This window comes from Gordonia polyisoprenivorans NBRC 16320 = JCM 10675, assembly GCF_000241325.1.
Classification (GTDB): Bacteria; Actinomycetota; Actinomycetes; order Mycobacteriales; family Mycobacteriaceae; genus Gordonia; species Gordonia polyisoprenivorans.
On sequence record NZ_BAEI01000031.1, the window covers coordinates 32,431 to 57,321 of the forward strand.

Sequence of the window (24,891 nt, forward strand, 5' to 3'; positions counted from 1 at the left end):
GACATTCGCATAGTCTGTCGTTCGTGGCCGCCGGGAAAAGCAGTCGTCTGACCGACTATCCGCGACCCAGCGTCGCCGTCGACATCGCCGTACTCAGCGTCGTCGACGCGCATCTGTGCGTGGTGATCCAGCGCGATGACGCCGGTACCGCGATGCTGCCCGGACGATTCATCCGCGAGCGGCGCAGCGTCGCCGACACCGTGCGGGAGGTGCTCGAACTCAAGTTGGGGCTCTCGCCCGACCGCGTCCACCCGCATCTGCTGCGGGTGTTCGACGATCCTGATCGCGATCCCCGCGGGTGGACGATCTCGATCGCACATGCCGTCGCGCTGCCTGCCGCGCAGCTGACGAGCGTGGTCGGTGAGTTGGTTCCGGTCACTCCCACCGGTGCGTTGGAGTCAGCCGAGCCACTGCTCTACGACCATGACCAGATCATCGCAGCCGCCACCGACAGCCTTCGCGAACGCTATGAGGATCGCCCCGATCCCGACAACCTGCTGCCGACGCCCTACACCCTCACCGAACTGCGGGAACTGCACGAGGCGATCCTCGGACGACGGCTGATGCGGGACTCGTTCAACCGGCGGGTGCAGCCGCTACTCGCGCCGCAGGTCGACGGTGCGGGCGAGCCGGTGACGAAGGTGGCCGGGGGTCGGCCGGCCCGCCTGTACGCGCGAAACGCCCCGCCGACGGCGACATTCGGATGGAAGCTCCCGAGCAAGGACGCGGACTCGTGAGTCCGTCACCGCGCCGTCAGGGCGTCACCACATAGGTGGTGTGGCCGACGACGGCGCGGGTCATGTTGGCGGGATCGGTGACGGACTGTTGGGTGTAGTTGGAGTGGACGATCCACCGGCCGATGGTGTTCAGGTAATTCGAGGCGCTGAAGCTGGCGCCGTCGGGCCAGTTGTCGGTGTTGGCCCAGCCGTCCCAGCGGCGGCTGAGGTCGGTGACGGAGTACTGGGTGGTGTCCGGTGTGGGCAGCAACTGCACGCCGTCGAGCGTTTTCCCGGGCGCCCCACCGAGACGTCGTTGCGGATTCCCGATCAGCACGAAGGAAAGCTCATCGGCGGCGGGGGCGCCCGGTTTGTTCGCGTAGTACCGGAGCCATTCCGAGGCGATCTGCGCGCCGCGCGAGTAGCCGAAAACGATCTTCTTGCCGGGAGTATTCATGATTGCGGTGTTCAATGCGTCGCGCCCGGCATTCAATCCGGCCATCGTCAAATCGGCATTCGAGGGCACGGTCACCGGCGTGCCGTGCGACGGCGCGAACCCGCTCAACGTGGTGTTCATCAGGTCGAACAGGTTGCCGAGATTGAGATCCAATGGCTGACAGGTCAATACGGTCGTGGCCTGGGCGTCGGCCGGGGACTTGGCAGGGGCCGCATGAGCGGGAGCCGTGGTGATCAGTCCGGCGAGGACGGCGACGGTGGAGGCGAACAGGACAATTCGGGCACGCAGATGTTGCACTGAAGATCCATTCGTAACCCCCGTGTAATTGTGGACCCACAGGACACTACGCGGTGAAAGGCATTCCTGTCACCGCAGGAAATGTCGCGATCTGGTGTCAAGAAATGCGCAAAAGATTACATCGTCCCGACATTGTTGACGACGAGCGGTGAATGTCACCCGGCTGACGACAAATGACTCTTCTTGATGTCGGCTTTCTTGATCTTGCCCGACGGCGTGAGCGGCAGGGAATCGACGACGACGATCTCCCCGGGCTGCTTGTAGCGCGCGAGTTGCTCGGCGCACAGCGCCCGCAGTTCGGTCACGTCGACGGCGTCGTCGAGCACCACGAAGGCCACGCCCACCTCGCCGTAGGTCTCGTCGGGCACCCCGATGACCGCGGCCAGCACCACATGCGGATGCGACGTCAGCACGTTCTCGACCTCCGCGGGATACACGTTGTAGCCGCCGCGCACATACATCTCCTTGCGGCGCCCCCGCAGCACGATGTGCCCGTCGGGGCGCGCGGTCGCCATGTCGCCGGTGCGCAGCCAGCCGTCGGTGCCGAAGGCGTCGGTCGTGGCATCCGGACGCTGCCAGTACCCTGCCGCCACACAATCACCGGCGATCTGGAGTTCCCCGTCGACCCCGGCGTCGACCTCGTTGTCGTCGGCGTCGACGACACGCGCCCGGAAGTCGCCGATGGGAACGCCGAGGGTCTCGACGAGTGTGTCGAGATCGTCGCCCTCGGCGGAGATGATGCAGCCACCCGAGGTTTCCGACAGACCGTACAGATTGGCCAGGCGCGCGCCGGGAAAGGCGTCGATGACGCGTCGCCCCAAGGCGGGATCGACATTCGACCCGCCGATCACACAGGTCCGGACCCGCGAGAGGTCGGCGTCGGCGAACGTCGGCTCGGCCATCATCAACGCGAACATCGTCGGCACACCCACGCACATGGTGGCGCCGTGCGCGACGATCGCGGCCAGCGACTGCTGCGGATGGAAGCCGGGCACCAGGATGAGTCGTGCGCCGACCGTCATTGCCGCGAGGACGGTGCACGTCAGCCCGCCGACGTGATTGAACGGCATGTGCGCGATCACCGCGTCGTCGGGACGTTGTCCGAGGTGAGCGGCCTGCGCACGCGCCGATGCGAGCAGGCTCGCGTGGGTGAGCATGGCGCCCTTGGGTGCTCCGGTGGTACCCGAGGTGTAGAGCAGCACCGCGGGCGTGAGGATTCCGACCGGCTCCCATTCGGTGTCGACGTCGGGTGCGGAATCGATGAGGTGCTGCCAGGTGCGGCTGGTCGAGAACCCGGCACCGTGCAGGAAGACGTAGTGATTCACCCCGGGCAGGCGTTTGCGGAAATCGTCGAGAAAGGAGACGAAATCGAAGCCGTGGTGTTCGGCCGCGCAGATGAGCACCGTCGCCCCGGACTCGTTGAGCATGTAGTCGAGTTCGGCCTCGCGGTAGAGGACGTTGAGCGCCACCACGGTCGCGCCGACCCGGGTGGCGCCGATCAGCGTGATGATCCACTCCGCGCAATTCGGTGCCGCGAGCGCCACCCGATCGCCCGGACCGACGCCGATGGTGTGCAGTGCGCGGGCCAACTGGTCGGCGGTGTCGCGGACCTGCGCGTATGACCACGTGCCCTCGGGCGTGACGAGGAACGGGGCGTCGGGCGTGCGGGCGACGGCGTCGTCCATGAGCGTCGGGATCGTCGGTGCGGTACTGATCGGGTCGGTCATGGAGACTCCGTGGTCGGCGACGGCGCGTCGGTGAACGCGCCTACGCCGATGATGCCGGACGTCGGGGGCGGAGTCGCCGGGTTCGGGTTATCGCCTGGTCTCTAGACCGAGTCGTGCCGGTGGGCGTTCGGTGCGTTGTGGTCTGAAACCAGCACCGTGGCAGGCGGTCTCGAGGCTCGCCGCACGCGGCTCGCACCTCGACCAGCGGGGGCGGCGTGCGGCTCGCGGTGGGAACGGCACGCGGCTCGCACCTCGACCAGCGGGGGGCGGCGTGCGGCTCGCGGTGGGAACGGCACGCGGCTCGCACCTCGACCAGCGGTGGGCGGCGCGCGGCTTGCGGTGGGATCGGCACGCGGCTCGCACCTCGACCAGCGGTGGGATCGGGTCGAGGTGCGGATCGGCGCGCGCCGGGGCTACCGCCTGCGGATGTCGATGGGCAGGCCGTCGGCGGGGGTGGGGCCGGTGCCGTATTCGAGATCGAGGCGGTAGTCGGCGGGAACGGTCCACTCGAAGCGCAGCAGCATCTGGTGCAGGATCGACTTCACTTCCATCCCACCGAAATACAGGCCGATGCACTTGTGTGCGCCGCCGCCGAAGGGGGCCCAGGCGAAGCGGTGCACCTTGTCCTCGCGGCGCTCCGGGGAGAAGCGCCCGGGGTCCCACTTGGTCGGCTCGGGCCACCATTCCTCGCGCAGCATCGTCGCCCACGGGTGGATCGCGATGATGGTGCCCTCCGGCACGTAGTGGCCGAGGATGTCGGTGTCGGCGATGGCTTTTCGGAACAACATGCCGACCGGGGCGTTGATGCGCAGGGTCTCCTTGAACGCGAGGTCCATGCTGGGCAGGGCGTCCTGGTCGTCGTAGTCGAGGGTGTCCTTGCCCAGGGCCAGCGATTCGTCCCGAAGGCGTTGCTGCCATTCCGGATTGCGGCCCAGGTAGTGCGTCATCATCGACAGGGCGATGGTCGAGGTGTCGTGGGCGGCCATCATCACGAAGATCATGTGGTTCACGACGTCCTCGTCGGAGAAGGTGTTGCCCTCGTCGTCCTCGCTGTGGCACAGCACCGAGAACAGGTCGTCGCCGTTTCCTGCGCGGCGGGCCGGGATCTCGGAGCGGAAATACTCCTGCAGCAACTCGCGCCCGCGCAGACCGCGCGCCCAGGTGAAGTTACCGACGTCGGCCCGGATGATCGCCTGGCCGCCGCGGACCGCCGCCTCGAAGGCCTGCTCGAGGCGGTGATTCTCCTCGGCGGCCAGTGTTGAGCCGACGAACACCTCCGACGCCAGCGACAGCAACAGTTCCTTGGTCTGGGTGTACATCGGGAACCCGCGTCCCACATCCCAATTCGCGAGGGTCTTCTCGATGTGGGGGGTCATGAGATCGAGGTAGCGGGTCAGTCGTGGTTTGGCGAACGCCTGCTGCATGATCCGGCGGTGGTGCATGTGCTCGCCGAAGTCCAGCAGCATGACCCCGCGCCGGAAGAACGGCCCGATGAGCGGCTCCCAGCCCTGCTCGCTGGAGAACGCCTTCTCGCGGTTCATCCACGCACACTCGATCGCCTCGGGGCCGACGAGGGTGACCATGTCCATGTTGAGCGACCCCGACCACGACACCGGCCCGTACTTCTCGAACCGCTCCATCGCGCTGCCGAGGGGATCGGCGAGTGCCTCGAAGGTGTTGCCGAAGAACGGCAGACCCGCGTCGCCCAACACCGGCTTCAGGCCGGAGCCGGCCGGCGGCTCGGCCAGCACCTTGGTGGGTCGTGGGTACACGGACGTGGCCGTTGCCAGCGCCTTCTGGAATCGCTTCGCCACCGTTGGCATCGTCTGACCTCCCACGTCGTCGGCGCGAGTACGCCGGGTCTACTAGACACAAATCGTAGCCTTTGTGTCAATGAGGTTCAGTGTACAAGTCGGATGTGGCCCTCGTCACCCCCATCGGGAATGGGTGCCGTGGCGTCACCCGTGGTCGGCGGCCACCGGCGCGCGACCGAACACCAGCCCGTCGTCGACCTTGTCGAGCCGGTGATCGAGCAGGTCACGGTAATAGTTGTGTCGAACCTCCCACGCTCCACGCGTCCCCGACTTGGGGTAGGCCTCCGGCGAGCGCAGCACGTAACCCGCCTGTAGATCCCAGATCGACTTCGACGGCATCGACCGCTCGCCCAGATGCGGATAGGCGTGGGTGTAGCCGTGCTCGCGCATGTAGGCGACGAGCTCGGCGATCGACTGGGCGGTCATGTCGGCGCGCAGCGTCCACGACGCATTCGTATAACCCAGCGACCACGCGAGATTCGGCACGTCCTCGAGGAAGCGACTCTTGAACAGGAACCGGTCGTGCGGCTTCACCTCGGCGCCGTCGATGCGCAGGGTGATCCCGCCGAAGGCCTGTAATTGCAGGCCGGTGGCGGTGACGACGATGTCGGCGTCGAGATGACGCCCGGAGGTCAGGGTGACGCCGGTGGCGTCGAGGCGCTCGATGTGGTCGGTGACCATCTCCACCGACCCCGACGCGATCGCCTGGAACAGGTCGGCGTCGGGAACCATGCACATCCGCTGATCCCACGGATCGTAGGTGGGGTTGAAGTGGACGTCGACGGGATAGTCCGCGGGCAGGTTCTTGACGACGCCGGAGCGGATGAGTTTGCGCCCCAGCGTGGGAAAGCGATGGGTGGCGTGCACCAGCGCGGCGGTCTGCAGCGCGTATCGGGACCGGATGACACGATGGGCCGCGTTGCGCGGCAATACTTTCCGCACCAGCGGCGCGAAGATCTGCTTCTGCGGCGAGGAGTAGATGTAGGACGGCGAGCGTTGCAGCATCGTCACGTGTGCGGCGGTACGGGCCAGCGCCGGGATGAGGCTGACCGCGGTCGCCCCGCTGCCGATGACGACGATGCGCTTGCCGGCGTAGTCGAGATCCTCCGGCCAGAGCTGCGGGTGGACGACCGGTCCGGTGAAGTCGTCGAGGCCGGGAAACGGCGGTGTGTAGGGGTGGTCGTAGTCGTAGTACCCGGTGGCCAGCGCGACGAAGCGACAGCGGTAGCGCTCGGCCGGGTGGGACTCGCCCTGCTCGACGGAGACCGTCCAGGTGTCGGTGCTCGAATCCCAGTCGGCGCCCTCGACCCGGCGATCGAACCGCATGTGGGTATCGATGCCGTGAGCGTGCGCGGTGTGGACCAGGTACTCGCGGATGTGCTCGCCGTCGGCGAGTGCTTCCGGTCGCCGCCACGGCTCGAACGGATAGCTCAGCGAGAAGATGTCGCTGTCGGAGCGCACACCCGGATACCGGAACAGATCCCAGGTGCCGCCGATCCGTGGGCGGCGCTCCAGGATGACGTAGCGCACGTCGGGATTGCGTTCGCGTAGGCGATAGGCGATGTCGATCCCCGACAATCCCGCTCCGATGATGACGACGTCGGTGTCGACGGTGATCGGCTCGTCGCCGCTGGTGGTGGGCTCGTCGGTAGTTGTCACCGGTGACCTCCTCGTGATGCTCGTGCTCCCATCGTGTGACGAGCACGGGCGCGAGCGCAGCGAATCGGCCGAAGTCGACGAGAAGTCGGGCCCGCGGGTTCAGCCGCGTGAGAGGTGGAAGGTCAGCAGGGTGGTGCGGCCGTTGATCGAGCGGCCCCAGTATCCGCCACGGCCGTCGGGGGTCAGCTCGTCGCGGACGAATCCGACCGGCGTGCCGCTGTAGTCGATGACGACGACCTCGGCGTTGTCGAGCACCGAGCGTCCCGGATACACCCGGCCGGGGAACGCCCAGCCGATCGCGGTGTTGTTGATGACCGACGATCCGGTGAAGGACTTGCCGTACCAGACGGTGTTGCCCGGTGGGAAGCTGGTCACCGTCCCCGCATAGTAGCCGCCGGGCATGGCGGGTGCGGCGTGCGCGGCGCCCGCTCCGATCAGGCCGGACACAGCTGCGGCGGTGACTGCGGCGATGGTGGCCGCGGTGCGAATTCGTGTGCGGGACATGAGAACTCCTCACCCGGGGGTGGGGCCCGGTCGTGGATTGCCCGACCTGTCTCCATGATCCCACGACGGTGCCGGCGCGGAACCGATCGTGTCGGGGTCGAGTCCTATTCGTTGCCGACGGTGCTCGCGCGGGTGACGAGTTCCGGCTGGAACACGGTGTGTGTGGCCCGGTGATCCCGCGAGGTCTCGGCGGCTCTCACCAACAGTTCGATGGCGGTCGCACCGATCCGTGCGGTCGGCTGCCGTACCGAGGACAACGGAACCACCGCCGACGCCGCGAAGTCGATGTCGTCGTAACCGATCAGGGCTATGTCGTCGGGGATGCGAACATCGGCCAGCATGGTCAGAGCCTGTAGGACACCGATCGCGAGGAGGTCGTTGGCGCAGAAGATGGCGTCGGGCCTCTCGTGAGGAGGCCTGCGGTGCAGCGCTTCTCCCGCGGCACGACCGGCCAGGACGCTGAGCGTCGGCGTGTCGATCACTTCCAGCTCTGCCGAATCGATCTGGGCCACCGCCATTTCCGCACCGCGGCGGCGGTCGGAGACCTGACGCAGGCCAGCCGGTCCGCCGACGAACGCGATCCGACGGCGCCCGAGCGCGAGAAGGTGTTCCACCGCGAGGCGGCCACCGGCGACGTCATCGACGGCGACCGAATCGAACGGGGTGCCGGTGCCGTCCCGGTCGACGAGCACCACCGGTACGCCGCGCCGGTGCAGCGCGGTCAGTCGCGCGAGGTCGTCGCCGATCGGCGAGACGAGTACCCCGAACACGCGCTGCTCGTCGAAGGCATCGATGTAGGCGCGTTCGCGGGCGGGGTCGTCGTCGGAGGTGCCCAACAAGACGGTGAGTCCGTGCTCGCCCGCCGCTCGTTCGGCCGAGCGGGCGACGTCGGTGAAGAACGGGTTGCCGACGTCGAGGACGACCAGACCGACGCTGCGCGAGCGGCCGGCACGAAGCTGGCGGGCGGCGTCGTTACGGACGAATCCGAGGTCGTCGATGGCTCGGCGGACCCGCTCCACCGTCGCGGGAGCCACCTTTTCCGGTGCGTTGAGCACGTTCGACACGGTGCCGACCGACACGCCCGCCGACGCCGCCACCTCCCGCATGCTCACGCTCACCCATCCATCTCACCAGATCACGCCCCGGCCAGATCGAAGGACGGTGCTGTGCCCACCCGCGGCAGGAACCGTTGGACGGAGACGTTGCGGGCGACGAACTCGCGCAGGGCGTGTAGCTCGCCGTCGAGGAGACCATGGGCGCGTGCGGTCAGCAGCACGTTGCCGAGTGCGGTGGCCTCCACCGGACCGGCGAGGACGGGCAGACCACTGCGGTCGGCGGTCAGCTGGCACAACAACCGGTTCTGGGCACCACCGCCGACGAGGTGGATGCGGTCCACACCGGTGCCCGACAACTCGGCGGCCACCCGGACGGTCTCGGCGAATGCGGCGGCGAGACTGTCGACGATGGCGCGCACCAGCTCCGCCGGTCCGCGCGGCGCACGCAGTCCGCGGTCGCGGTACCACCGGCCGATGCGTTCGGGCATGTTCCCGGGCGCGAGGAACATCGGGTCGTCGGTGTCGAAGACCTCGACCGGCTCCGACACCGACGCCGCCCCGGCGAGCAACTCGTCGAGATCGGCGCGCATGCCGTCACGTCGAAACCGGCGCACCGTCTCGCTGAGCAGCCACAGACCCATCACATTGCGCAGGAACCGCGTGGTGTTCTCGACGCCGACCTCGTTGGTGAAGTTGGCCTCGCGCGCCGCCTCGGAGAGCACCGGCGCGGTGGTCTCCACACCCACCAAACCCCAGGTGCCACAAGAGATGTATGCCGAGGAATCTGGGTCCATCGGGATGGCCGCGATCGCCGAGGCGGTGTCGTGGGAGGCAACGGTGGTCACCGACACCGATGACGGGAGGCCCAACGGTGTGGCGATCTCCGGCAGCACTCCGCCCAGAGATCTACCGGGCTCGGTCAGATCGGGAAAGAGGTTGTCCGGCAGCGAGAGTTGCCGGGTCAACGAGCGATCCCAGGAGCCGTCGACACCGAGTAGTCCGGTGGTCGAGGCGTTGGTGCGTTCGGTGGCCCGCTCGCCGGTGAGCCAGTATCCGATGAGGTCGGGGATCAGCAACGCCGAATCGGCGATGTCGAGCAGTCCGGCCGCGTGATCGGCGGCGAGCTGATAGACGGTGGTGAACGGCAGGAACTGTAAGCCGTTACGCCGGTACAGCTCTGCGGGCTCGATGATCTCGTGGACCGCCTCGACACCGCTCGCGCTGCGTGGGTCGCGATAGTGGTGGGGCACACCGAGCAGACGACCGTTGCGCATGAGGCCGTAGTCGACGGCCCAGGAGTCGACACCGATCCCGACGAGCCGGTCGCTGTGCCTGCCCGCCTCTGCCAGTCCGGCGCAGGCGGCGCCGAACAGTCCGGGAAGATCCCAGTGCAGTGCCGTGCGGGAGCCGTCGAACAGGTGGACGGGGGTGTTGGCGAACCGTGCCGCCTGCTCGAGTTCGATTCGGCCGGGCGCGATGTCGGCGACCATGACGCGACCACTGGTGGCGCCGAGGTCGATGGCCGCGACCTGGCCGGAGGCGGCTCTCATCGCAGGAATGCCGCGGCCACGCCGGCATCGACGGGGACGTGCAGGCCGGTGGTGTGACTGAAATCGGAGGTGCACAGCGCGAATGCGGCGTTGGCGATGTTCTCCGGCAACACCTCTCGCTTGAGCAGGGTGCGCTGGGCGTAGAACGCGCCGAGATCCTTCTCCTCGACACCGTAGACCGCAGCACGTTGCGCACCCCAGCCACCGGCGAAGATCCCCGATCCGCGGACCACACCGTCGGGGTTGATGCCGTTGACCTTGACGCCGTGCTCACCGAGCTCGGCGGCCAGCAACCGCACCTGGTGCGCCTGATCGGCTTTCGTCGCCGAGTAGGCGATGTTGTTGGGTCCGGCGAACACCGAGTTCTTCGACGAGATGTAGAGGATGTCGCCGCCGAGTTTCTGCTCGATCAGCGCCCGCGCCGCTGCCTTGGACACCAGGAACGATCCGCGTGCCATCACGTTGTGCTGCAGATCCCAGTCGGCGGCGGTGGTCTCGAGCAACGATTTCGACAGCGACAGCCCGGCATTGTTGACGACGAGGTCGATGCCCCCGAACGCCAGGACGGTGGCATCGACGGCCGCCTGCACGGCGGCCTCGTCGGTGACGTCGGCGGCGATGCCGATGGCGACATCGGAGGTGCCGATCTCCGCGGCCGCGGCCTGGGCCTTCTCGGCGTCGAGGTCGGCGATCACCACGCACGCGCCCTCGGCGGCGAGCCGGGTGGCGATGGCCTTGCCGATTCCCGAGGCCGCCCCGGTGACCAGTGCGATCCGGGTGGCCAACGGTTTGGGTGCGGGCATGCGGGCCAGCTTGGCCTCTTCCAGAGCCCAGTATTCGATCCGGAATTTCTCGGCCTCGTTGATCGGGGAGTAGCTCGAGACGGCCTCGGCGCCGCGCATGACGTTGATGGCGTTGAGGTAGAACTCGCCGGCGACGCGTGCGGTCTGTTTGTCCTTGCCGTAGCTGAACATTCCGACGCCGGGTACGAGAACGATGGCCGGGTCGGCGCCGCGCATCGCCGGGGACTCGGCGGTCGCGTGCCGCTCGTAGTAGGCGGCGTAGTCGGCGCGGTAGGCGTGGTGCAGTTCGGCGAGACGCTCCTTGCAGTCCTCGATCGAGGCGTCGGCCGGCAGGTCGAGCACCATCGGCTTGACCTTGGTGCGCAGGAAGTGGTCCGGGCAGCTGGTACCCAGGCCGGCGAGGCGGGAAAGTTCACTGCCGGTGAGGAATTCGAGGACCGGTGCGGTGTCGGTGAAGTGGCCGACCTGCGGGCGATCGGTGGAGGCCAGGCCCCGGATGAACGGTGCCAGTGCGGCCGCTTTCGCGCGACGCTGCTCCTCGGGCAGTGCGCCGAAGCCGTCCACCGGCGCGCCGAACGGTTGATCCTTGCCGTTGCTGTCGATGAATTCCTCAGCGGCCGCGATGATCTCGAGGGAGCGCGCTTGGGCTTCCTCGGAGGTGTCACCCCAGGCGGTGATGCCGTGACCGCCGAGGATGCAGCCGATGGCCTGGGGATTGGCGGCCTTGATGGCCGCGATGTCGAGTCCGAGCTGGAACCCCGGACGCCGCCACGGCACCCACACCACCCGGTCACCGAAGATCTTCTGGGTCAACGCCTCCCCGTCGGCGGCGGTGGCGATCGCGATCCCGGAATCGGGGTGCAGGTGATCGACGTGGGCGGCGTCGACGAGTCCGTGCATCGCGGTGTCGATGGACGGCGCGGCCCCACCCTTGCCGTGCAGGCAGTAGTCGAACGCGGCGACCATCTCGTCCTCGCGCTCGACGCCCGGATAGACATCGACCAGTGCCCGCACGCGATCGAGCCGCAACACGGCCAGCCCGCTTTCGGTCAGGGTGCCGAGATCGCCGCCGGAACCCTTGACCCACAACAGATCGACGTCCTCCCCGGTGACGGGGTCGACGTCGGTGCCCTTGGCCGAGGTGTTGCCGCCGGCGTAGTTGGTGTTCTTCGGGTCGGCGCCGAGGCGATGGGAACGAGCGATCAGCGCGGCGACGGTCGGGTTGGTGGTCACGAAAAGACTCCTTGGCGAGATGTTTTGGGAGAAAGGGGTTCAGGGGCGACGGCGCTGGGGGGATCCGTGCTCACGCGCCCCACGACGACGGGGTGCCGCCGACGCGATCGGCCGCGATCTGCTCGGCGTATCCGGACTGCGCGAATGCGCGCATCGGGTCGGCCGGCAGGCCCCTTTCCGTGCGGCGTTGCGCGAGCATCGGGCGTACGTCGGTGTAGAACGCATCCATGAAGACGGCGTTGGCGCCCAACACATCACCCGCGTCCTGTGCAGCCGTCAACGCCTCGGTGTCGATGGACAGGGCACGCGCGGTCATCTCCTCGACGTTGAGGACCGAGCGGATCTGGCCGGGGATCTTCTCCTCGACGTTGTGGCACTGATCGAGCATGAGCGCGACGGTGGAGTCGGCGTCGAGGCCGCCGCCTCGGATCACCTCGACCATGATGCGGAACAACTGGAAGGGGTCGGCGGCGCCGACGATGAGGTCGTCGTCGGCGTAGAAGCGTGAGTTGAAGTCGAACGAACCGAGACGTCCGAGTCGCAGCAGTTGCGCGACGATGAACTCGATGTTGGTGCCGGGGGCGTGATGTCCGGTGTCGAGGCAGACGGCGGCACGCTCGCCGAGCGCGGTCACCTGCGCATACGAGGTACCCCAGTCGGGGACGTCGGTCATGTACATCGCGGGCTCGAAGAACTTGTACTCCAACACAAGTCGCTGACCCTCACCGATGTGTTGATAGATCGCGGCCAGGGACTCGGCGAGCCGGTCCTGGCGTCCGCGGATGTCACCCTGGCCCGGGTAGTTGGTGCCGTCGGCGAGCCAGATCTTGAGATCGGACGAGCCGGTCTCACCCATGATCTCGATGCAGGCCAGGTGGTGGTCGATCGCCTTCTGGCGCACCGTCTTGTCGACGTGGGTCAGCGAACCGAACTTGTAGTCGTCGTCCTGGAAGGTGTTGGAGTTGACGGTGCCCAGGGTGACGCCGAGATCGGTGGCGTAGCTGCGCAGGGCGGCGTAGTCGTCGACGGTGTCCCACGGGATGTGCAGGGCCACAGAGGGAGCCAGGCCGGTCAGCCGATGGACGGTGGCGGCGTCGGCGATCTTCTCCTCGATGGTGCGAGGGGTGCCCGGCGTGCTGAACACCTTGAAGCGGGTGCCGGAGTTGCCGAATGCCCACGAGGGCAGTTCGATGGCGAGATTGTCGAGGAGGGTCAGGTCGGGGGAGGTCATCACGGGGTCCTTCGAGAGCTCAGGCGACGGTGCGCGACTCGGCGGCCGCCGGCAGCCCGGTGGCGGTGGCGGCGGAATCGGTGGTGGTCAGGGGAGCGGCGTCGGCGCGCTCGACCGGTGCGCCGTAACGTTCGACCTCGATCTGCTGCAACGTCTTACCCCGTGTGTGCGGCGCGAACACCGCGCCGATGATCAGAGCGACGGTCAGCAGACCCACCAGCAGGCTGCCGACGACGGGGAGTCCGGTGGCGGCGAGCAGGGTCGGGAAGAAGTAGCTCAGCAGGCCGGTGAAGGTGCGGACGACGAAGAACATGATGCCCTGCGCGCTGGCGCGATACGGGGTGGCGAACAGTTCGCTGGCCCAGAGGCTGTAGAACGCCTGGGCGCCGATGCCGCTGGAGATTCCCCACAGGATCGCGAACGTCAACATGGTGGGGATGCCGCTGGAGGTGAAGGCCACCAGCACGATCCAGGCGATGATGCCCAGGACGGCACCGATGATGTACAGCAACCGTTGCGACATCTTGTCGGCGAAGCGCATGAACCCGAAGTACGTCGCCGCGACGGTGCAGCCCCACACGAGGACCTGCAGCAGATTCTGTTGGACGGCGCTGTGCAGTCCGGCGGTGTCGTACACCCGCGGCATGAAGATGCCCGCCTGGCCTGCGACGGTGTTCCAGAACAGATAGATGCCGCCGAGGAACAGCAGGGCGGTGATGTTGACCTTGCGGGAGAACAGGCCGCGTAGTCCGCGCGCGCCGACGCTCGAGGCGAGTTGCCGGGTTTCGTCCCGGCCCTCTTCCTTCCAGATGGTCGACTCGTGCAGGCCCTGCCGGATCCACCAGACCACGGCGGCGACGACGAACAGATGCAGGAAGATCAGCCGGGACCCGAGCAGACCCAATGGTGCGAGGGCGGCGGCCAGTGCGAAGCCGATCAGCGGGCCGATCGACCAGGCCAACTGCGCGGTTCCCACGTGCTTGGCGCGTTCGGTCGTCGGCGCCTGCTCGGCGATGTAGGTCCAGGAGGCGGGGACGCCTGCGCCGACGGCGATGCCGGTGATGATGAATGCGGCCAAGAGCATCCCGAAGTTCACCGCGCATGCAGCGATCAGCACGCCGACCATGTAGACCAGTAGATCGTAGGTGTAGATGGCCTTGCGGCCGAAGCGATCACACAGCGGACCACCCAGAGCGGCGCCGATCGCCGCGCCGAAGGCGTTGGCGCTCAACGCGGCCAGCAGACCGACGGCGAAGTTGCTGATGCCGAAGGCGTCCTGCCAGAAGGTGAGGCTGGTTGCGATCGCGATGATCGATCCGGCCTCGATGTAGTTGGACATGGCCACCGAGATGGTGGCACGCCAGCCGGTCGTGGAGCGGGCTCCTACTTTCATGATGATCCTCGGGGTGTCGGTGTTCAGTAGAGAACGGCGGGTGAGTGGGGGTCAAGGGGTGATCAGTCGAGGTGGAAGTACTCGTCGAGCCGGAGCGCGGTGGTCGGTGCGGCGTCGGGAGTCGGGGTATCGGTGTCGGGCGGCAGGAAGAACTCCGACATGTGGGCCTGCCAGCGGGTGTTGACGTCGGTGGCGGCGAGATCGGTCACGGCGCGGGTGTAGTCGTCGGTCTCCAGGTATCCGACGACGACGTGCTCGGCGGGGTGCAGGAACAGCGAGTAGTTGCGCCATCCGGTGCGCTCGAGCGCGGCGAGCATCTCCGGCCAGATGTGCTCGTGGGCGGCGAGGTAATCATCAATGCGGTCGGGCCGCAGGCGCATGACCAGGCACACTCGTTCGGTCGTGGGCATCGGACCTCCGTTTCCGCACGAATGAAACGTTTCAATTCGTGATGGGAGGCACAGTAGCGCGTGTTTTGTGATCCGGTCAAGAGCCCGGGTGCGCCTCACTGGGTGAGACGGACCCGGGCTCTCACGGCCGCGGCCGGCCGTTCTCCAACCGGACGCCACCCCAGACGCCGCTCATCCGGTTGCGTCGGCCCCACTGTTCGCAGCCGGCCCGGATCGGGCAGGCCGCGCACACCGACGCGGCATGGGAGTAGTCGTCGGTGGGAAAGGGGAACCAGTCCTCGGGATTCTCGTCGACGGCCGCACAGGCGGCTGCCGCCCAGTCGACGTCGAGGGTGGGCCGTAACAGCATCGACAGTGGCAGGGAGAGGGGACGCAACTCCGGGGCGGTCATCGGCGGTCTCCTCTCCCCGCCTACCGGCGGTTACTCGAGTTGTCTTCCGAGAGTGAACAACTCCCAGACTTCCTTCTGGTCCTGCGCCCACGGGTCATAGACGAACGGTGCATGGCGCAGGGCGATTCCGGCTTCTCGCGGTGTGCGATCGGCCTTGAAGCCGTTGCACGACTTGCATGCCGCGACCTGATTCCCGAACGTCGATGCGCCACCGCGTGATTGGGGCATGATGTGGTCGACGGTGTCGGCCGGGCCCTCGCAGTACGCGCAGATCCACTGATCGCGACGCAGGATCGAGGCGCCAGAGGCGTAGGAGTCCATCGTCTTTCCGGCGTACGGACGGTAGGCATCACGCTTGATCGCGACCACCTGATGAATGGGCAGGCTGATGCTCGGCGAATGCACGGTGCGCACCAGGGGGGTGCCCTCGACGTTGCGCGCGACGCCGGTGGTCAACAGAACCGCGGCCCGGCGCCAGGTGACGCGCGCGAGTATCTGCAAACCGGCGTTGGTGACGAAAATGGTCATGGCTACTCCTGAAAGACGATGACGAACTCTGCTGGGAGCGTCACCGTTTCCGGATCAGCCGCAGAGGTTTCCGGGGCCGGTGGCGCAGGGATGGAATCGATACATCGGGGCCGTCGTGCGACCGTCGTCCGACAGTCCACGCCGACAACCGAATTCGTTGTCGTCTCGCCATGCGATCTGCGAGATCATCTGCGCCACCTCCCTTCGTCGTCTCGTGTGTGACAGCGCGCCCAGGGTACCGCCGCTTCGCGGAGGCGTCCAGGATTTAACGGGGGTTGCGAGATGAACATCTGATTGCCTCGGGTGTCCGTCACGCGGCCGAATTGTCCGGAGTCTGCTGGAATGGGCCGGGTGTGGTTGTCATGGTGAACGGGCACCCAGCAATGAGGAGATGGTCGTGGACGATGCCGGCGCGCCATTGCGTGAGAACGATGTGGTCGGCGGGTACACGATCATCGGCCACCTGGGCTCCGGCGGGATGGGCACCGTCTATCTCGTCGCGCATCCGCGACTGCCCCGCCGGCAAGCCCTCAAGGTGTTGTCGTCGAGCCTGGGAGCCAATCCGGAATTCCGCGAACGCTTTCGCCGTGAGGTCGATCTTGCGGCCCGCCTCGATCACCCGAACATCGTTGCCGTGCAGGACGCCGGTATCGACGGCGACACCATGTGGATGGCGATGCAGTACGTCGAGGGCACCGACGCGGCAGCGATCCTGCGCGAGGCGACCGAACCGCTGCCCGCCGCACCGATCGTCGACCTCATCACCCAGGTGGCCGCAGGTCTCGACCACGCCCACGCGCAGGGCACGCTGCATCGCGACGTCAAACCGGCCAACATCCTCGTCACCCCGGCCTGGGACCGTCCCGTCGCGGCGCGGCGCGCACTGATCGCCGACTTCGGGATCGCACGGTTGATGTCGGAATCCACCGGGCTCACCGCAACCGGCAATGTGATCGCCACGCTCGCCTATGCCGCTCCGGAGATGTTCACCGACACCGCGCTCACCCCGGCCGTAGACGAGTACGCCCTGGGCTGCACACTCTACGAACTACTCACCGGCCGGGCGGTGTTCGACCGGACCGACGCGGCCGGATTGATCAGCGCACACACCCACGCGCCCGTGCCGCGATGCACGGCGCTGCGCCCCGACCTTCCCGAGGCGATCGACGACGTCATCGCGCAAGCGCTGGCCAAGCGCCCTGACGAGCGTCACGGCTCCGCAGGCGCCTTCGCGGCGGCAGCGGCACGCGCGGTGGCCACCAACCCGCGCCCGACGGCGATCGTCGGTGTTCAGCAGCCGGCCCCGGCCACGATCCTCGGTCCGCACCAGACACCCGGACGCGGTGACGGTCTGCGTCCACCACCGCCGCCGCGCGGACCGCGACCGATGGGCGTGCCGACTGCGCCGCCGCCGATGGGTGTGCCGTCTGCGGCGATGCCGATCCAGCCCGATCCGGTGACGCCGGCACCTCCCGTCCGCAGACGCCATGGCGTGCTGCCGTGGCTCCTCGCCGGACTCGCACTGATGCTCGTGGGCGCCACCGTCGCGGTCGTGCTGGTCGCGACGCGGGGCACCGATACCTCGACAGGGTCGTCACCGGCCGCGGCGTCGGCGCCCACCGTTGCACCGACCACCGGACAAACGACCCTGCCCGTGGCAGCCTCGCTCGCCGGGAACTGGCGTGGCAGTGTGACCGGGGATCAGACCGGATTCGACGTCGTCGCGCAGATATCCGATACCGCACCGCTCACCGCGATCGTCCACTACCCGCAACTCGGGTGCGCGGGTACGTGGGCGGAGAACTCGCGGCGGGGATCGACGGTCACCCTGACCGAGCAGATCACCCAAGGCACCTGCGTCACCTCGCAGATCGAGGTGACGCCGTCCGCCGATGGCACGGTGGCCTACCGGTCGAGCTACTACTCCCAATCCCAGGGGCGGACCCTGGTCATCACCTCGGTGTTGCGCCGGAGCTGAATGGTGTTCTGGGCCGGAGCCTCACGTCACCGGGACGTCGATGATCGGCCGCGCGACGTCGGCACCGGCACCGTCGAAGTGCCACCACTCACCGGAGTAGACCGACAGCCCGCCCGCCGACATGGCCGCGCGCAGACGCGCGCGGTTGCGTTGCGCGGCAACCGGAACCCCTTCCGTCGCGAAGGCCGTGGCCTGCGGGGTGAACGAGTCGAAGTCGGTACCCATGTCGACCAGACACTGGTTGGTGATACGTCGATCGACCGGACACCCGGGCTGGTGCGTCGCCAGTGTGACATCCACCGACCGCCCCGACTCGTGGCTGCGTGAGTACGGCCCGGGTGCGGCGACCCACGCCGGGTCGGGCACCTTCTCGAACATGGTCTGCTGCACCGAGTGCGGCCGGTAGCAGTCCCAGAACACCAGGGTGTCACCGGATGTGCGCAGCGCCGCCGCCGCGGTGCGCAGTCCGTCGGCCAGGGACTCGTGGACGAGACACCGTGCGCCCGTCGGGTAGAGCTGTATTCCGACGAAGTTGTGCGGCGTCGCGTAACGCAGATCGACGATCGCCGACGGCACCACCGATCGCACATCGACAAGTCCCACCTGTCGAGCAGCTGCCGACACCGGCGGAATCGGCGCTGACGAGGACACCGGGCGGATTGCCGTTGATGACGTGGCGGAGGTCGACGACGGTGAAGTCGGCTGCGGGGTGGAGGGTCCGGTGCATGCGGTGAGCAGGGTGACGCTCACCGCGAGCGCGGCGGTGGACGCCCACCGGAGACGGGTCATGGGTCTGTTTGTAGCACGGGTCCGGTTCGGGCTGGGTGGTTTGTGATGGTTGTGGTTCGGAGTGGTGAGCCGGAACCAGCTGTGGGGCAAGGGGTCTCGAGGCTCGCCGCACGCGGCTCGCACCTCGACCATCGGGGAAAGCTCGCCGCACGCGGCTCGCACCTCGACCATCTTCTTCCGCTGGTCGAGGAGCGCCGAGCGAGCGCAGCGAGCACGTCGCGTCTCGAGACCGCCGCACGCCGACGCCGAAACGCATCCGACGCCTTCACTCCCGCCAGCGCAGGACCTCGAGGGCCGCGGCCACGTCGACGACGGTGTCGGCGAGCGGTCGGGGGAGCAGGTCATCGGCGCGGTCGAGACGGCGGATCACGGTGTTGCGATGGGTGTAAAGCACTTCGGCGGTGCGAGAGGTGTTGCACTGCAGCCTGATCCAGGTGCGCAGCGTCTCGATGAGATCGGGGTCGGCATCGGCGAGATCGCCGAGGGTGTCGGTGACGAAGTCGTCGCCCGCTGCGGTGTCGGAGGTCAAGAGCGACACCAAACGGATGTCGTCATAGTGGACGATCTGGCGCGTCGCACCCAGCCGGGCATGGCGCCGTTGGGTGGTCATCGCCTGGAAGTGGCTGGATCGGAATCCGTCGACGTCGGTGCCGGGTCGGCCGGCGGAGACGCGGACGTCGGGCAGGGACGACAGGTCGGGTGCGCCGAGCCCGTCGACCGGGAGCCACAGCCACCAGGAGGTGGCGCTGGCGGTGACCGTCAGTCGCGTGGTCGCCTCCGCGGAGCGGGCGAGGATGTCGGCTGCAGCCTCGAGATCCGGTGCGGCGTCGGGCGTCGCGCTCCACAGCACGACCGAGATGTGCGGGCCGGCGAGGCGATAGCCGAGTTGCGCCTCGGCGCGCGCCGACGGGATCGGTGCGCCCTCGAGAACGAGGGTGACGGCCTCGCGCCGACGGGCATGTGTGCCGCGCGCGAGTTCTTCGCGTTCGGCGCGCATCTGCTCGCTCATAGCGGTGACCGTGTCGTCGATGAACGTCGAGATCGACAGCGAGGTCACGTCGAGGAGTTCGCGGAGTTCGGCGGGGTCGGTGGTGAGACCGAAGCAGATGTCCATCCACAGGCGCCACGCGACGCTCTGTGCGGTGCGGAACGCGTCGAGCGAGGCTTCGTCGAGCCCGCGTCGCACCAGGTCGTGGGTGGCGAGCATGATCTCGGGAGTCAGTTGCGCGGGTACCCGCTCGCCGGGCGAATCGATGTTGTGTAGTGCCCAGCGCGAGGTGTTGGCCCAGTTCGTGCGGCGCGTGCCCGCCGCCAGCACCGGGTCCTCGGCGACCGCACGCATCCGGGCCCCGGACAGCGACGCCTCGTGGAGTTGTTCGACCCACGGCTCCGGCGGATCGAGGATGAGTTGCGCGCCGGCGCGGATCAGCTCCTTCGTACGTGCCGACACCTGCGGCCACTCAATGTCCATGTGCACATTGTGCACCGTGGCTTGAGCTCATCATGGGCATAATGTCACTGGCGTGATCGGCCGGACGAAGGCATCCTGGATCGTGACAATGCTGAGTGTCATATTGGAGTGAGCGTCACAGCCACGCCCCGACACCGGCGAGGCCCAGCCCCGAGGAGAGATCGTGCCCCAGACCACCACCCCCGTCGAGACCGTCGACGTGCTCATCGTCGGTGCCGGGATCTCCGGCATCGGTGCCGCCCACTATCTGACGACGATGGTGCCGCAGAAGTCCTTCGTGATCCTCGAGGGCCGCGACGTGGCAGGCGGCACGTGGAATCTGTTCAAGTACCCCGGCATCCGCTCGGACTCCGATCTGCACACCTTCGGGTTCGAGTTCAAGCCGTGGACCGACAAGCAGTCCATCGCCGACGCCGAGCGCATCCTCGACTACCTCTACGAGGCGATCGACGAGGACAACATCGGCGACAAGATCCGCTACCGGCACAAGGTGCACGCGGCGCAGTGGTCGTCGCAGGAATGCCTGTGGACGGTCGACATCGAGCGCACCGACACCGGCGAGCGGTTCCAGATGAAGGCCAACTGGCTGTTCTCCGGCGCCGGCTACTACAACTACGACGAGGGCTTCACCCCGCAGTTCGAGGGGCGCGAGCGCTTCCGCGGGCAGATCATCCATCCGCAGCACTGGCCCGCCGACCTCGACTACTCGGGCAAGAAGGTCGTGGTGATCGGCTCCGGCGCCACCGCGGTGACATTGCTTCCCGCGATGGCCAAGACCGCAGGTCACATCACCATGCTGCAGCGCACCCCGACCTACATCGTTCCGCTGCCCAAGCACGATCCGGTCGCCAACATCGGCCGCGCCGTCCTCGGCGACAAGCGTGGTTACGCGCTCGCACGCGCGAAGAACATTGCGCAACAACGTGTTCTGTACGAAGCCTGCCAGCGTTTCCCGAAGGCGTCGCGCAAGGTGATCCGTGCGATCAACAAGAAGCTGCTGCCCGAGGGCTTCGACGTCGACAAGCACTTCAATCCGCCCTACAACCCGTGGGATCAGCGGTTGTGTGCGGTGCCCGACGGCGACCTGTTCCGCACCATTCGGCAGGGCAAGGCGTCGGTGGTCACCGACCGTATCGCAACCTTCACCGAGAACGGCATCCTGCTCGAGAGCGGTGAGGAACTCGAGGCCGACGTCATCGTCACCGCCACCGGATTGAATCTGCAGCTGTTCGGGGGCGTGGAGCTGAGCATCGACGGCGAGCCCGTCTCGATGCCCGACACCGTCGCCTACCGCGGCTTCATGCTCAGTGGCGTACCGAATTTCGCGCTCGCCATCGGCTACACCAACTCGTCGTGGACCCTCAAGGTGGGCCTGCTGTGCGAGCACTTCTGCCGGCTGCTCGCCTACATGGATGCCCGCGGGTATCCCGCCGTGCGCCCGATCGCCGACCCCGGCATGCAGACCCGCCCGTTGCTCGATTTCGGGGCCGGCTACGTGCAGCGGTCGCTCGAGAATCTGCCGAAACAGGGTGTGGCAGAACCGTGGACGATGTCGATGAGCTACTACCGGGACCGTAAGTCCTTCGACTCCGATGTCGCCGACCCGAACCTGGAATTCACGCGGACACTGCCGGCGCAGTCCGGCGCCGATGCGCAATTGGAGTCGGCGAGCGCCTGATCGGCGTTCATCACCCCCCATCACCCTCCGAGGCGACCGCGTGCGACGAACCGCACGCGGTCGCCTCGGTAGTAGGAGCGGGTCCACTCGACGCAGGTCCCGTCCGCGTCGCGTGAAGTGCGCTCGATCTGGAGCAGCGGGGTCCCGGTGGCGACCCGCAGGTACGCCGCCTGATCGGGGACGGCGAGTGCGGTCTGCACGCTGTCCTCGACGTCGCAGATGACGATCCCGCGGGCCCGTAGCGTCGCATACAGCGAGCCGCTCGCGGCGACGGCGTCCGCGAAATCGTCGAATTCGCCTGGGATGTGCGCGGTTTCGAGCGCCAGTGGCTCGTCGTTGACGATGCGCAGACGGGTGAGCCGATGGACGGGGGTGCCCGTCGGGACCTCCAGACGCACGGCGAGGTCGGTGTCGGCCGGCGCGTGGCCGGCGTCGAGGATCTCCGAATCCACGGTGCGGCCCTGCGCGCCGAGGTCGTCGCTGAATGACGTCAGCTGCCGCACGTGCACCAACTTCGGTGGCGTGACGAAGTTTCCGCTGCCCTGAGTACTGCTGAGCACGCCCTCGGCGGTGAGTTCGGCCAACGCCCGGCGCAGGGTTGTACGCGAGGTACCGAGTTCGGTGGCGAGCTTGCGCTCGGGAGGTAACGACATTCCCGGTTCCAGGTCGCCGATGCGCTGTTGGAGCGCAACCTTGACCTGGAAGTACCGCGGTCCGCGGTTGCGTGTTGTCGCAGGAGGCGTCGGCATGAATGCGAGCGTACCCATTGACGAACCAGATTGGTATATGCCAATCTGAGACCGCCAACACATTGGTATACACCAATCCAGACCTCGCGGAGGTACCCCGATGACGACCTACCCGGCAATCCGACCACCGGTCGGGACAAGACGCACGTCCGGACTGATGGTGGGTATCGCCGCCGCCAGCATCGGCGTGATCTACGGCTACGACAGCAGCAACATCGGCGCCGCCCTGAAGTTCATCGGCGCCGACTTCGGCCTCGGCGATGCCGGCAAGCAGGCACTCGCGACTGCGGTCGTGATCGGCGAGATCGTGGGCGCCATCGGGGCCGGCTGGCTGGCCAACCGCCTCGGCCGTAAGCGTTCGATGCTCCTCGTCGCGGCCACCTACTGCCTGTTCGCGCTGTTCAGCGCGCTGTCGCCGACCCACGACGTCCTTCTCGTGGCGCGGCTGCTCCTCGGCGTGACCGTCGGTGTGTCGATCGTGGTGGTACCGGTCTTCGTCGCCGAATCCGCCCCACCACGCTCGCGCGGAGCGATGCTGGTGGCCTATCAGGTCGCGACCATCGTCGGCATCATCGGCGGCTACGTGGTCGGGTACTTCCTCGCCGGCCACGGCGCCTGGCGCTGGATGCTCGGCATCGCCGCGATCCCGGCGCTCGCGGTGACCGCCCTGGTCGCCGTCATGCCCGACACCCCGCGCTGGTACGTGTCCAAGGGACGGTTCGACGAGGCCCGGGCGACGTTGCGCAACATCGAACCCGACGCCGACATCGACGCCGAGATCGCCGAGATGCGGCAGGCGCTCACCGAGGAATCCGGCGGCTCGCTCGGCGAGATGTTCCGCCGACCCTGGATTCGCGCGACCGTCTTCGTCGTCGGACTGGGCTTCCTCATCCAGATCACCGGCATCAACGCCGTCGTCTACTACAGCCCGAAGCTGTTCGAGGACATGGGTTTCACCGGCGACTTCGGCACCTTGATGCTGCCGGCCTTCGTGCAGATCGCCGGTCTGGCCGCGGTGCTGATCTCGCTGTTCACCGTCGACCGGTTGGGCCGCCGCCCGATCCTGCTGGGCGGGATCGGCGCCATGGTGATCGCGACGGTCGTGCTGATCGTCACCTACGGCCCATTGCACGGCGCCGGTACCACCGCGCACGTGCTGGGATTCGCGGGCCTGGTCCTGTTCACCATGGGATTCTCCTTCGGCTTCGGCGCGCTGGTCTGGGTGTACGCCGGCGAGGCGTTCCCGGCGCGGCTGCGCGCCAACGGATCGTCGCTCATGCTGACCTCGGATCTGGTGGCCAATGCGATCGTCGCCGCGTTCACGCTCTCGCTCATCAACGTCATCGGGGGCGCGGGCACCTTCGCGGTCTTCGGCGGATTCGCGCTGGTCGGTCTGGTGTTCGTCTTCTTCCTGGCGCCCGAGACCAAGGGCCGTAAGCTCGAAGACATCCAACACTATTGGCGCAGCGGTGGCCGGTGGTCCGAAGCGATCGCCGACGCGTCGCCCCGACAGACCAAGGTTGTCCGATGAGTATCGTCGCTGACCCGTCAGGCGCGAACCCCAGCGTCACCCTCGCCTTCGACATCGGCGGATCGAAGACCCACGCGGTGCGCGCCGAGAACGGCACCGTCGTCGCCGAGACCATCGTCGGCAGCGCCAATGTCTCCTCCATGGGGGTGGAGGAGGCCGGACGTCAACTCGACGCCGCGATCGAGAAGCTCGGTGGTCCCGACGGTGTGCACACGGTGCTGGCCGGATCGGCCGGTGTCGACACCCCGGCGAGTGTCGAACGTCTGGAAAGCCTTTTGGCCCAGCGTGTTCCGGGAGCACGGGTCGGGGTCGTCCATGACACCCACCTGATCCTCGCCGCCGCGGGCCTCGATGAGGGCATCGCGGTGATCTCCGGCACCGGTGCGGTCGCCTGGGGCCGGCGTGACGGGTGTTCGCGTCGGGCCGGCGGGTGGGGACACCTGCTCGGCGACGAGGGCAGCGGCTATTGGGTTGCGCGCGAGGTGGTTCGGCGTGCCTTGCACGACAACGATCAGGGGCTGGCCCCGGCACCGCTGTCGCTGCGCCTGGCGGAGGAGTGCGGGGTCGGCGAGGTACTCGACCTGCATGACCTGTTCTACACACGTGCCGATCGCCAATTTTGGGCGCGCCGTTCCCACGTCGTGTTCGAGCGCGCCGCGGTGGCCGACGAGCGTGCGCTGGAGATCGTGGAGGCCGCGGCCCACGCACTGGCCGACCTCGTCGGCACCGTCGCCCAGATGCTCGGATCGACCGGACCGGTGGTCCTCGCCGGCGGCCAGGTGGTCCATCAGCCCTTGTTACAGAACCGGATTCGCGAACTCGTCGCACCGATGGGCATCACCGACATCCGCGTCCTCGAGGTCGATCCGGTCCACGGTGCGGTGCGCCTGGCCGCATCCCTCGTCGACGCCCACTGACCCACTGACC

The 24,891-nt window shown here is 67.6% G+C and carries 22 protein-coding genes; 5 read left to right on the forward strand and 17 right to left on the reverse strand.

Translation table 11 applies throughout. The features are described 5' to 3' along the window. Nucleotides 1-23 precede the first annotated feature (23 nt). Entirely contained in the window at nucleotides 24-737 is a 714-nt protein-coding gene (locus GOPIP_RS07665; RefSeq protein ID WP_035727468.1) for an NUDIX hydrolase, read from the forward strand. Nucleotides 738-753: 16 nt separating this feature from the next. On the opposite strand, the gene GOPIP_RS07670 is transcribed toward GOPIP_RS07665, so the two are convergent. The 14 genes from GOPIP_RS07670 to GOPIP_RS29685 all read right to left on the reverse strand — a co-directional run bounded on the left by GOPIP_RS07670 (nucleotide 754) and on the right by GOPIP_RS29685 (nucleotide 15,957). Beyond that, nucleotides 754-1,470 carry a PE-PPE domain-containing protein gene (locus GOPIP_RS07670; protein WP_006369034.1) on the reverse strand — a complete coding sequence of 239 codons (717 nt, stop codon included), beginning with the start codon at nucleotides 1,468-1,470 and terminating at the stop codon, nucleotides 754-756. A gap of 155 nt (nucleotides 1,471-1,625) precedes the next feature. Beyond that, nucleotides 1,626-3,197 carry a class I adenylate-forming enzyme family protein gene (locus tag GOPIP_RS07675; RefSeq protein ID WP_006369035.1) on the reverse strand — a complete coding sequence of 524 codons (1,572 nt, stop codon included), beginning with the start codon at nucleotides 3,195-3,197 and terminating at the stop codon, nucleotides 1,626-1,628. Between the two features lie 413 nt (nucleotides 3,198-3,610). Continuing rightward, the gene (locus GOPIP_RS07680; protein WP_006369036.1) at nucleotides 3,611-5,020 is read right to left on the reverse strand and encodes a cytochrome P450; all 1,410 of its coding nucleotides are present in this window, start codon (nucleotides 5,018-5,020) and stop codon (nucleotides 3,611-3,613) included. Between the two features lie 135 nt (nucleotides 5,021-5,155). Continuing rightward, nucleotides 5,156-6,670: a flavin-containing monooxygenase gene (locus GOPIP_RS07685; RefSeq protein ID WP_006369037.1), complete on the reverse strand. Its 1,515-nt coding sequence runs from the start codon at nucleotides 6,668-6,670 to the stop codon at nucleotides 5,156-5,158. A 99-nt stretch (nucleotides 6,671-6,769) separates the two neighbouring features. Further along, entirely contained in the window at nucleotides 6,770-7,174 is a 405-nt protein-coding gene (locus GOPIP_RS07690) for a hypothetical protein (protein WP_006369038.1), read from the reverse strand. A 104-nt stretch (nucleotides 7,175-7,278) separates the two neighbouring features. Beyond that, on the reverse strand, nucleotides 7,279-8,280 hold the full coding sequence (locus GOPIP_RS07695; RefSeq protein ID WP_035727586.1) for a LacI family DNA-binding transcriptional regulator: 1,002 nt from the start codon (nucleotides 8,278-8,280) through the stop codon (nucleotides 7,279-7,281). Nucleotides 8,281-8,309: 29 nt separating this feature from the next. Next, complete coding sequence (locus GOPIP_RS07700) at nucleotides 8,310-9,779, reverse strand: rhamnulokinase (protein ID WP_006369040.1); 1,470 nt, start codon at nucleotides 9,777-9,779, stop codon at nucleotides 8,310-8,312. Beyond that, the gene (locus tag GOPIP_RS07705; RefSeq protein WP_006369041.1) at nucleotides 9,776-11,815 is read right to left on the reverse strand and encodes a bifunctional rhamnulose-1-phosphate aldolase/short-chain dehydrogenase; all 2,040 of its coding nucleotides are present in this window, start codon (nucleotides 11,813-11,815) and stop codon (nucleotides 9,776-9,778) included. Before GOPIP_RS07705 ends, GOPIP_RS07700 begins: the two co-directional genes overlap by 4 nt. A gap of 70 nt (nucleotides 11,816-11,885) precedes the next feature. Further along, nucleotides 11,886-13,046, reverse strand: a complete 1,161-nt coding sequence (rhaI, locus tag GOPIP_RS07710) for an L-rhamnose isomerase (RefSeq protein ID WP_006369042.1) — start codon at nucleotides 13,044-13,046, stop codon at nucleotides 11,886-11,888. Nucleotides 13,047-13,065: 19 nt separating this feature from the next. Next, the gene (locus GOPIP_RS07715) at nucleotides 13,066-14,439 is read right to left on the reverse strand and encodes an MFS transporter (RefSeq protein ID WP_006369043.1); all 1,374 of its coding nucleotides are present in this window, start codon (nucleotides 14,437-14,439) and stop codon (nucleotides 13,066-13,068) included. 62 nt (nucleotides 14,440-14,501) lie between these two features. Beyond that, on the reverse strand, nucleotides 14,502-14,849 hold the full coding sequence (locus GOPIP_RS07720; RefSeq protein ID WP_006369044.1) for an L-rhamnose mutarotase: 348 nt from the start codon (nucleotides 14,847-14,849) through the stop codon (nucleotides 14,502-14,504). Between the two features lie 121 nt (nucleotides 14,850-14,970). After that, nucleotides 14,971-15,240: a WhiB family transcriptional regulator gene (locus GOPIP_RS07725; protein WP_006369045.1), complete on the reverse strand. Its 270-nt coding sequence runs from the start codon at nucleotides 15,238-15,240 to the stop codon at nucleotides 14,971-14,973. A 30-nt stretch (nucleotides 15,241-15,270) separates the two neighbouring features. Next, nucleotides 15,271-15,768, reverse strand: coding sequence for an HNH endonuclease (locus tag GOPIP_RS07730; RefSeq protein ID WP_006369046.1), 498 nt, complete (start codon nucleotides 15,766-15,768; stop codon nucleotides 15,271-15,273). A 54-nt stretch (nucleotides 15,769-15,822) separates the two neighbouring features. After that, nucleotides 15,823-15,957: a hypothetical protein gene (locus tag GOPIP_RS29685; RefSeq protein ID WP_271354634.1), complete on the reverse strand. Its 135-nt coding sequence runs from the start codon at nucleotides 15,955-15,957 to the stop codon at nucleotides 15,823-15,825. 202 nt (nucleotides 15,958-16,159) lie between these two features. Here GOPIP_RS29685 and GOPIP_RS07735 point away from each other — a divergent pair, with 202 nt between their 5' ends. Continuing rightward, complete coding sequence (locus GOPIP_RS07735) at nucleotides 16,160-17,746, forward strand: serine/threonine-protein kinase (RefSeq protein WP_006369047.1); 1,587 nt, start codon at nucleotides 16,160-16,162, stop codon at nucleotides 17,744-17,746. A 21-nt stretch (nucleotides 17,747-17,767) separates the two neighbouring features. On the opposite strand, the gene GOPIP_RS07740 is transcribed toward GOPIP_RS07735, so the two are convergent. Together GOPIP_RS07740 and GOPIP_RS07745 are read right to left on the reverse strand one after the other, a co-directional pair. Further along, nucleotides 17,768-18,535 carry a M15 family metallopeptidase gene (locus GOPIP_RS07740; protein WP_014358351.1) on the reverse strand — a complete coding sequence of 256 codons (768 nt, stop codon included), beginning with the start codon at nucleotides 18,533-18,535 and terminating at the stop codon, nucleotides 17,768-17,770. Nucleotides 18,536-18,800: 265 nt separating this feature from the next. Next, a complete protein-coding gene (locus GOPIP_RS07745) occupies nucleotides 18,801-20,021 on the reverse strand; it encodes a PucR family transcriptional regulator (protein ID WP_006369049.1) in 1,221 nt (406 codons plus the stop codon). Nucleotides 20,022-20,169: 148 nt separating this feature from the next. On the opposite strand from GOPIP_RS07745, the gene GOPIP_RS07750 reads away from it, so the two are divergent. After that, nucleotides 20,170-21,684 carry a flavin-containing monooxygenase gene (locus GOPIP_RS07750; RefSeq protein WP_006369050.1) on the forward strand — a complete coding sequence of 505 codons (1,515 nt, stop codon included), beginning with the start codon at nucleotides 20,170-20,172 and terminating at the stop codon, nucleotides 21,682-21,684. 20 nt (nucleotides 21,685-21,704) lie between these two features. Here the strand turns inward: GOPIP_RS07750 and GOPIP_RS07755 are convergent, their stop codons facing one another. After that, the gene (locus GOPIP_RS07755; protein ID WP_006369051.1) at nucleotides 21,705-22,451 is read right to left on the reverse strand and encodes a GntR family transcriptional regulator; all 747 of its coding nucleotides are present in this window, start codon (nucleotides 22,449-22,451) and stop codon (nucleotides 21,705-21,707) included. Between the two features lie 82 nt (nucleotides 22,452-22,533). On the opposite strand from GOPIP_RS07755, the gene GOPIP_RS07760 reads away from it, so the two are divergent. Both GOPIP_RS07760 and GOPIP_RS07765 read left to right on the forward strand, forming a co-directional pair. After that, on the forward strand, nucleotides 22,534-23,964 hold the full coding sequence (locus GOPIP_RS07760; protein WP_006369052.1) for a sugar porter family MFS transporter: 1,431 nt from the start codon (nucleotides 22,534-22,536) through the stop codon (nucleotides 23,962-23,964). Further along, a complete protein-coding gene (locus GOPIP_RS07765) occupies nucleotides 23,961-24,881 on the forward strand; it encodes an N-acetylglucosamine kinase (protein ID WP_006369053.1) in 921 nt (306 codons plus the stop codon). The genes GOPIP_RS07760 and GOPIP_RS07765 overlap by 4 nt, the downstream gene beginning before the upstream one ends. Nucleotides 24,882-24,891: the final 10 nt, after the last annotated feature.

Coding starts and splice junctions, on each gene's coding strand:
- GOPIP_RS07720 (WP_006369044.1), bottom strand. CDS start 14,849: ATGCCCACGACCGAACGAGTGTGCCTGGTCATGCGCCTGCGGCCCGAC.
- GOPIP_RS07730 (WP_006369046.1), bottom strand. CDS start 15,768: ATGACCATTTTCGTCACCAACGCCGGTTTGCAGATACTCGCGCGCGTC.
- GOPIP_RS07690 (WP_006369038.1), bottom strand. CDS start 7,174: ATGTCCCGCACACGAATTCGCACCGCGGCCACCATCGCCGCAGTCACC.
- GOPIP_RS07700 (WP_006369040.1), bottom strand. CDS start 9,779: ATGAGAGCCGCCTCCGGCCAGGTCGCGGCCATCGACCTCGGCGCCACC.
- GOPIP_RS29685 (WP_271354634.1), bottom strand. CDS start 15,957: ATGATCTCGCAGATCGCATGGCGAGACGACAACGAATTCGGTTGTCGG.
- GOPIP_RS07735 (WP_006369047.1), top strand. CDS start 16,160: ATGGTCGTGGACGATGCCGGCGCGCCATTGCGTGAGAACGATGTGGTC.
- GOPIP_RS07740 (WP_014358351.1), bottom strand. CDS start 18,535: ATGACCCGTCTCCGGTGGGCGTCCACCGCCGCGCTCGCGGTGAGCGTC.
- GOPIP_RS07765 (WP_006369053.1), top strand. CDS start 23,961: ATGAGTATCGTCGCTGACCCGTCAGGCGCGAACCCCAGCGTCACCCTC.
- GOPIP_RS07755 (WP_006369051.1), bottom strand. CDS start 22,451: ATGGGTACGCTCGCATTCATGCCGACGCCTCCTGCGACAACACGCAAC.
- rhaI (WP_006369042.1), bottom strand. CDS start 13,046: ATGACCTCCCCCGACCTGACCCTCCTCGACAATCTCGCCATCGAACTG.
- GOPIP_RS07675 (WP_006369035.1), bottom strand. CDS start 3,197: ATGACCGACCCGATCAGTACCGCACCGACGATCCCGACGCTCATGGAC.
- GOPIP_RS07725 (WP_006369045.1), bottom strand. CDS start 15,240: ATGACCGCCCCGGAGTTGCGTCCCCTCTCCCTGCCACTGTCGATGCTG.
- GOPIP_RS07680 (WP_006369036.1), bottom strand. CDS start 5,020: ATGCCAACGGTGGCGAAGCGATTCCAGAAGGCGCTGGCAACGGCCACG.
- GOPIP_RS07715 (WP_006369043.1), bottom strand. CDS start 14,439: ATGAAAGTAGGAGCCCGCTCCACGACCGGCTGGCGTGCCACCATCTCG.
- GOPIP_RS07760 (WP_006369052.1), top strand. CDS start 22,534: ATGACGACCTACCCGGCAATCCGACCACCGGTCGGGACAAGACGCACG.
- GOPIP_RS07695 (WP_035727586.1), bottom strand. CDS start 8,280: ATGCGGGAGGTGGCGGCGTCGGCGGGCGTGTCGGTCGGCACCGTGTCG.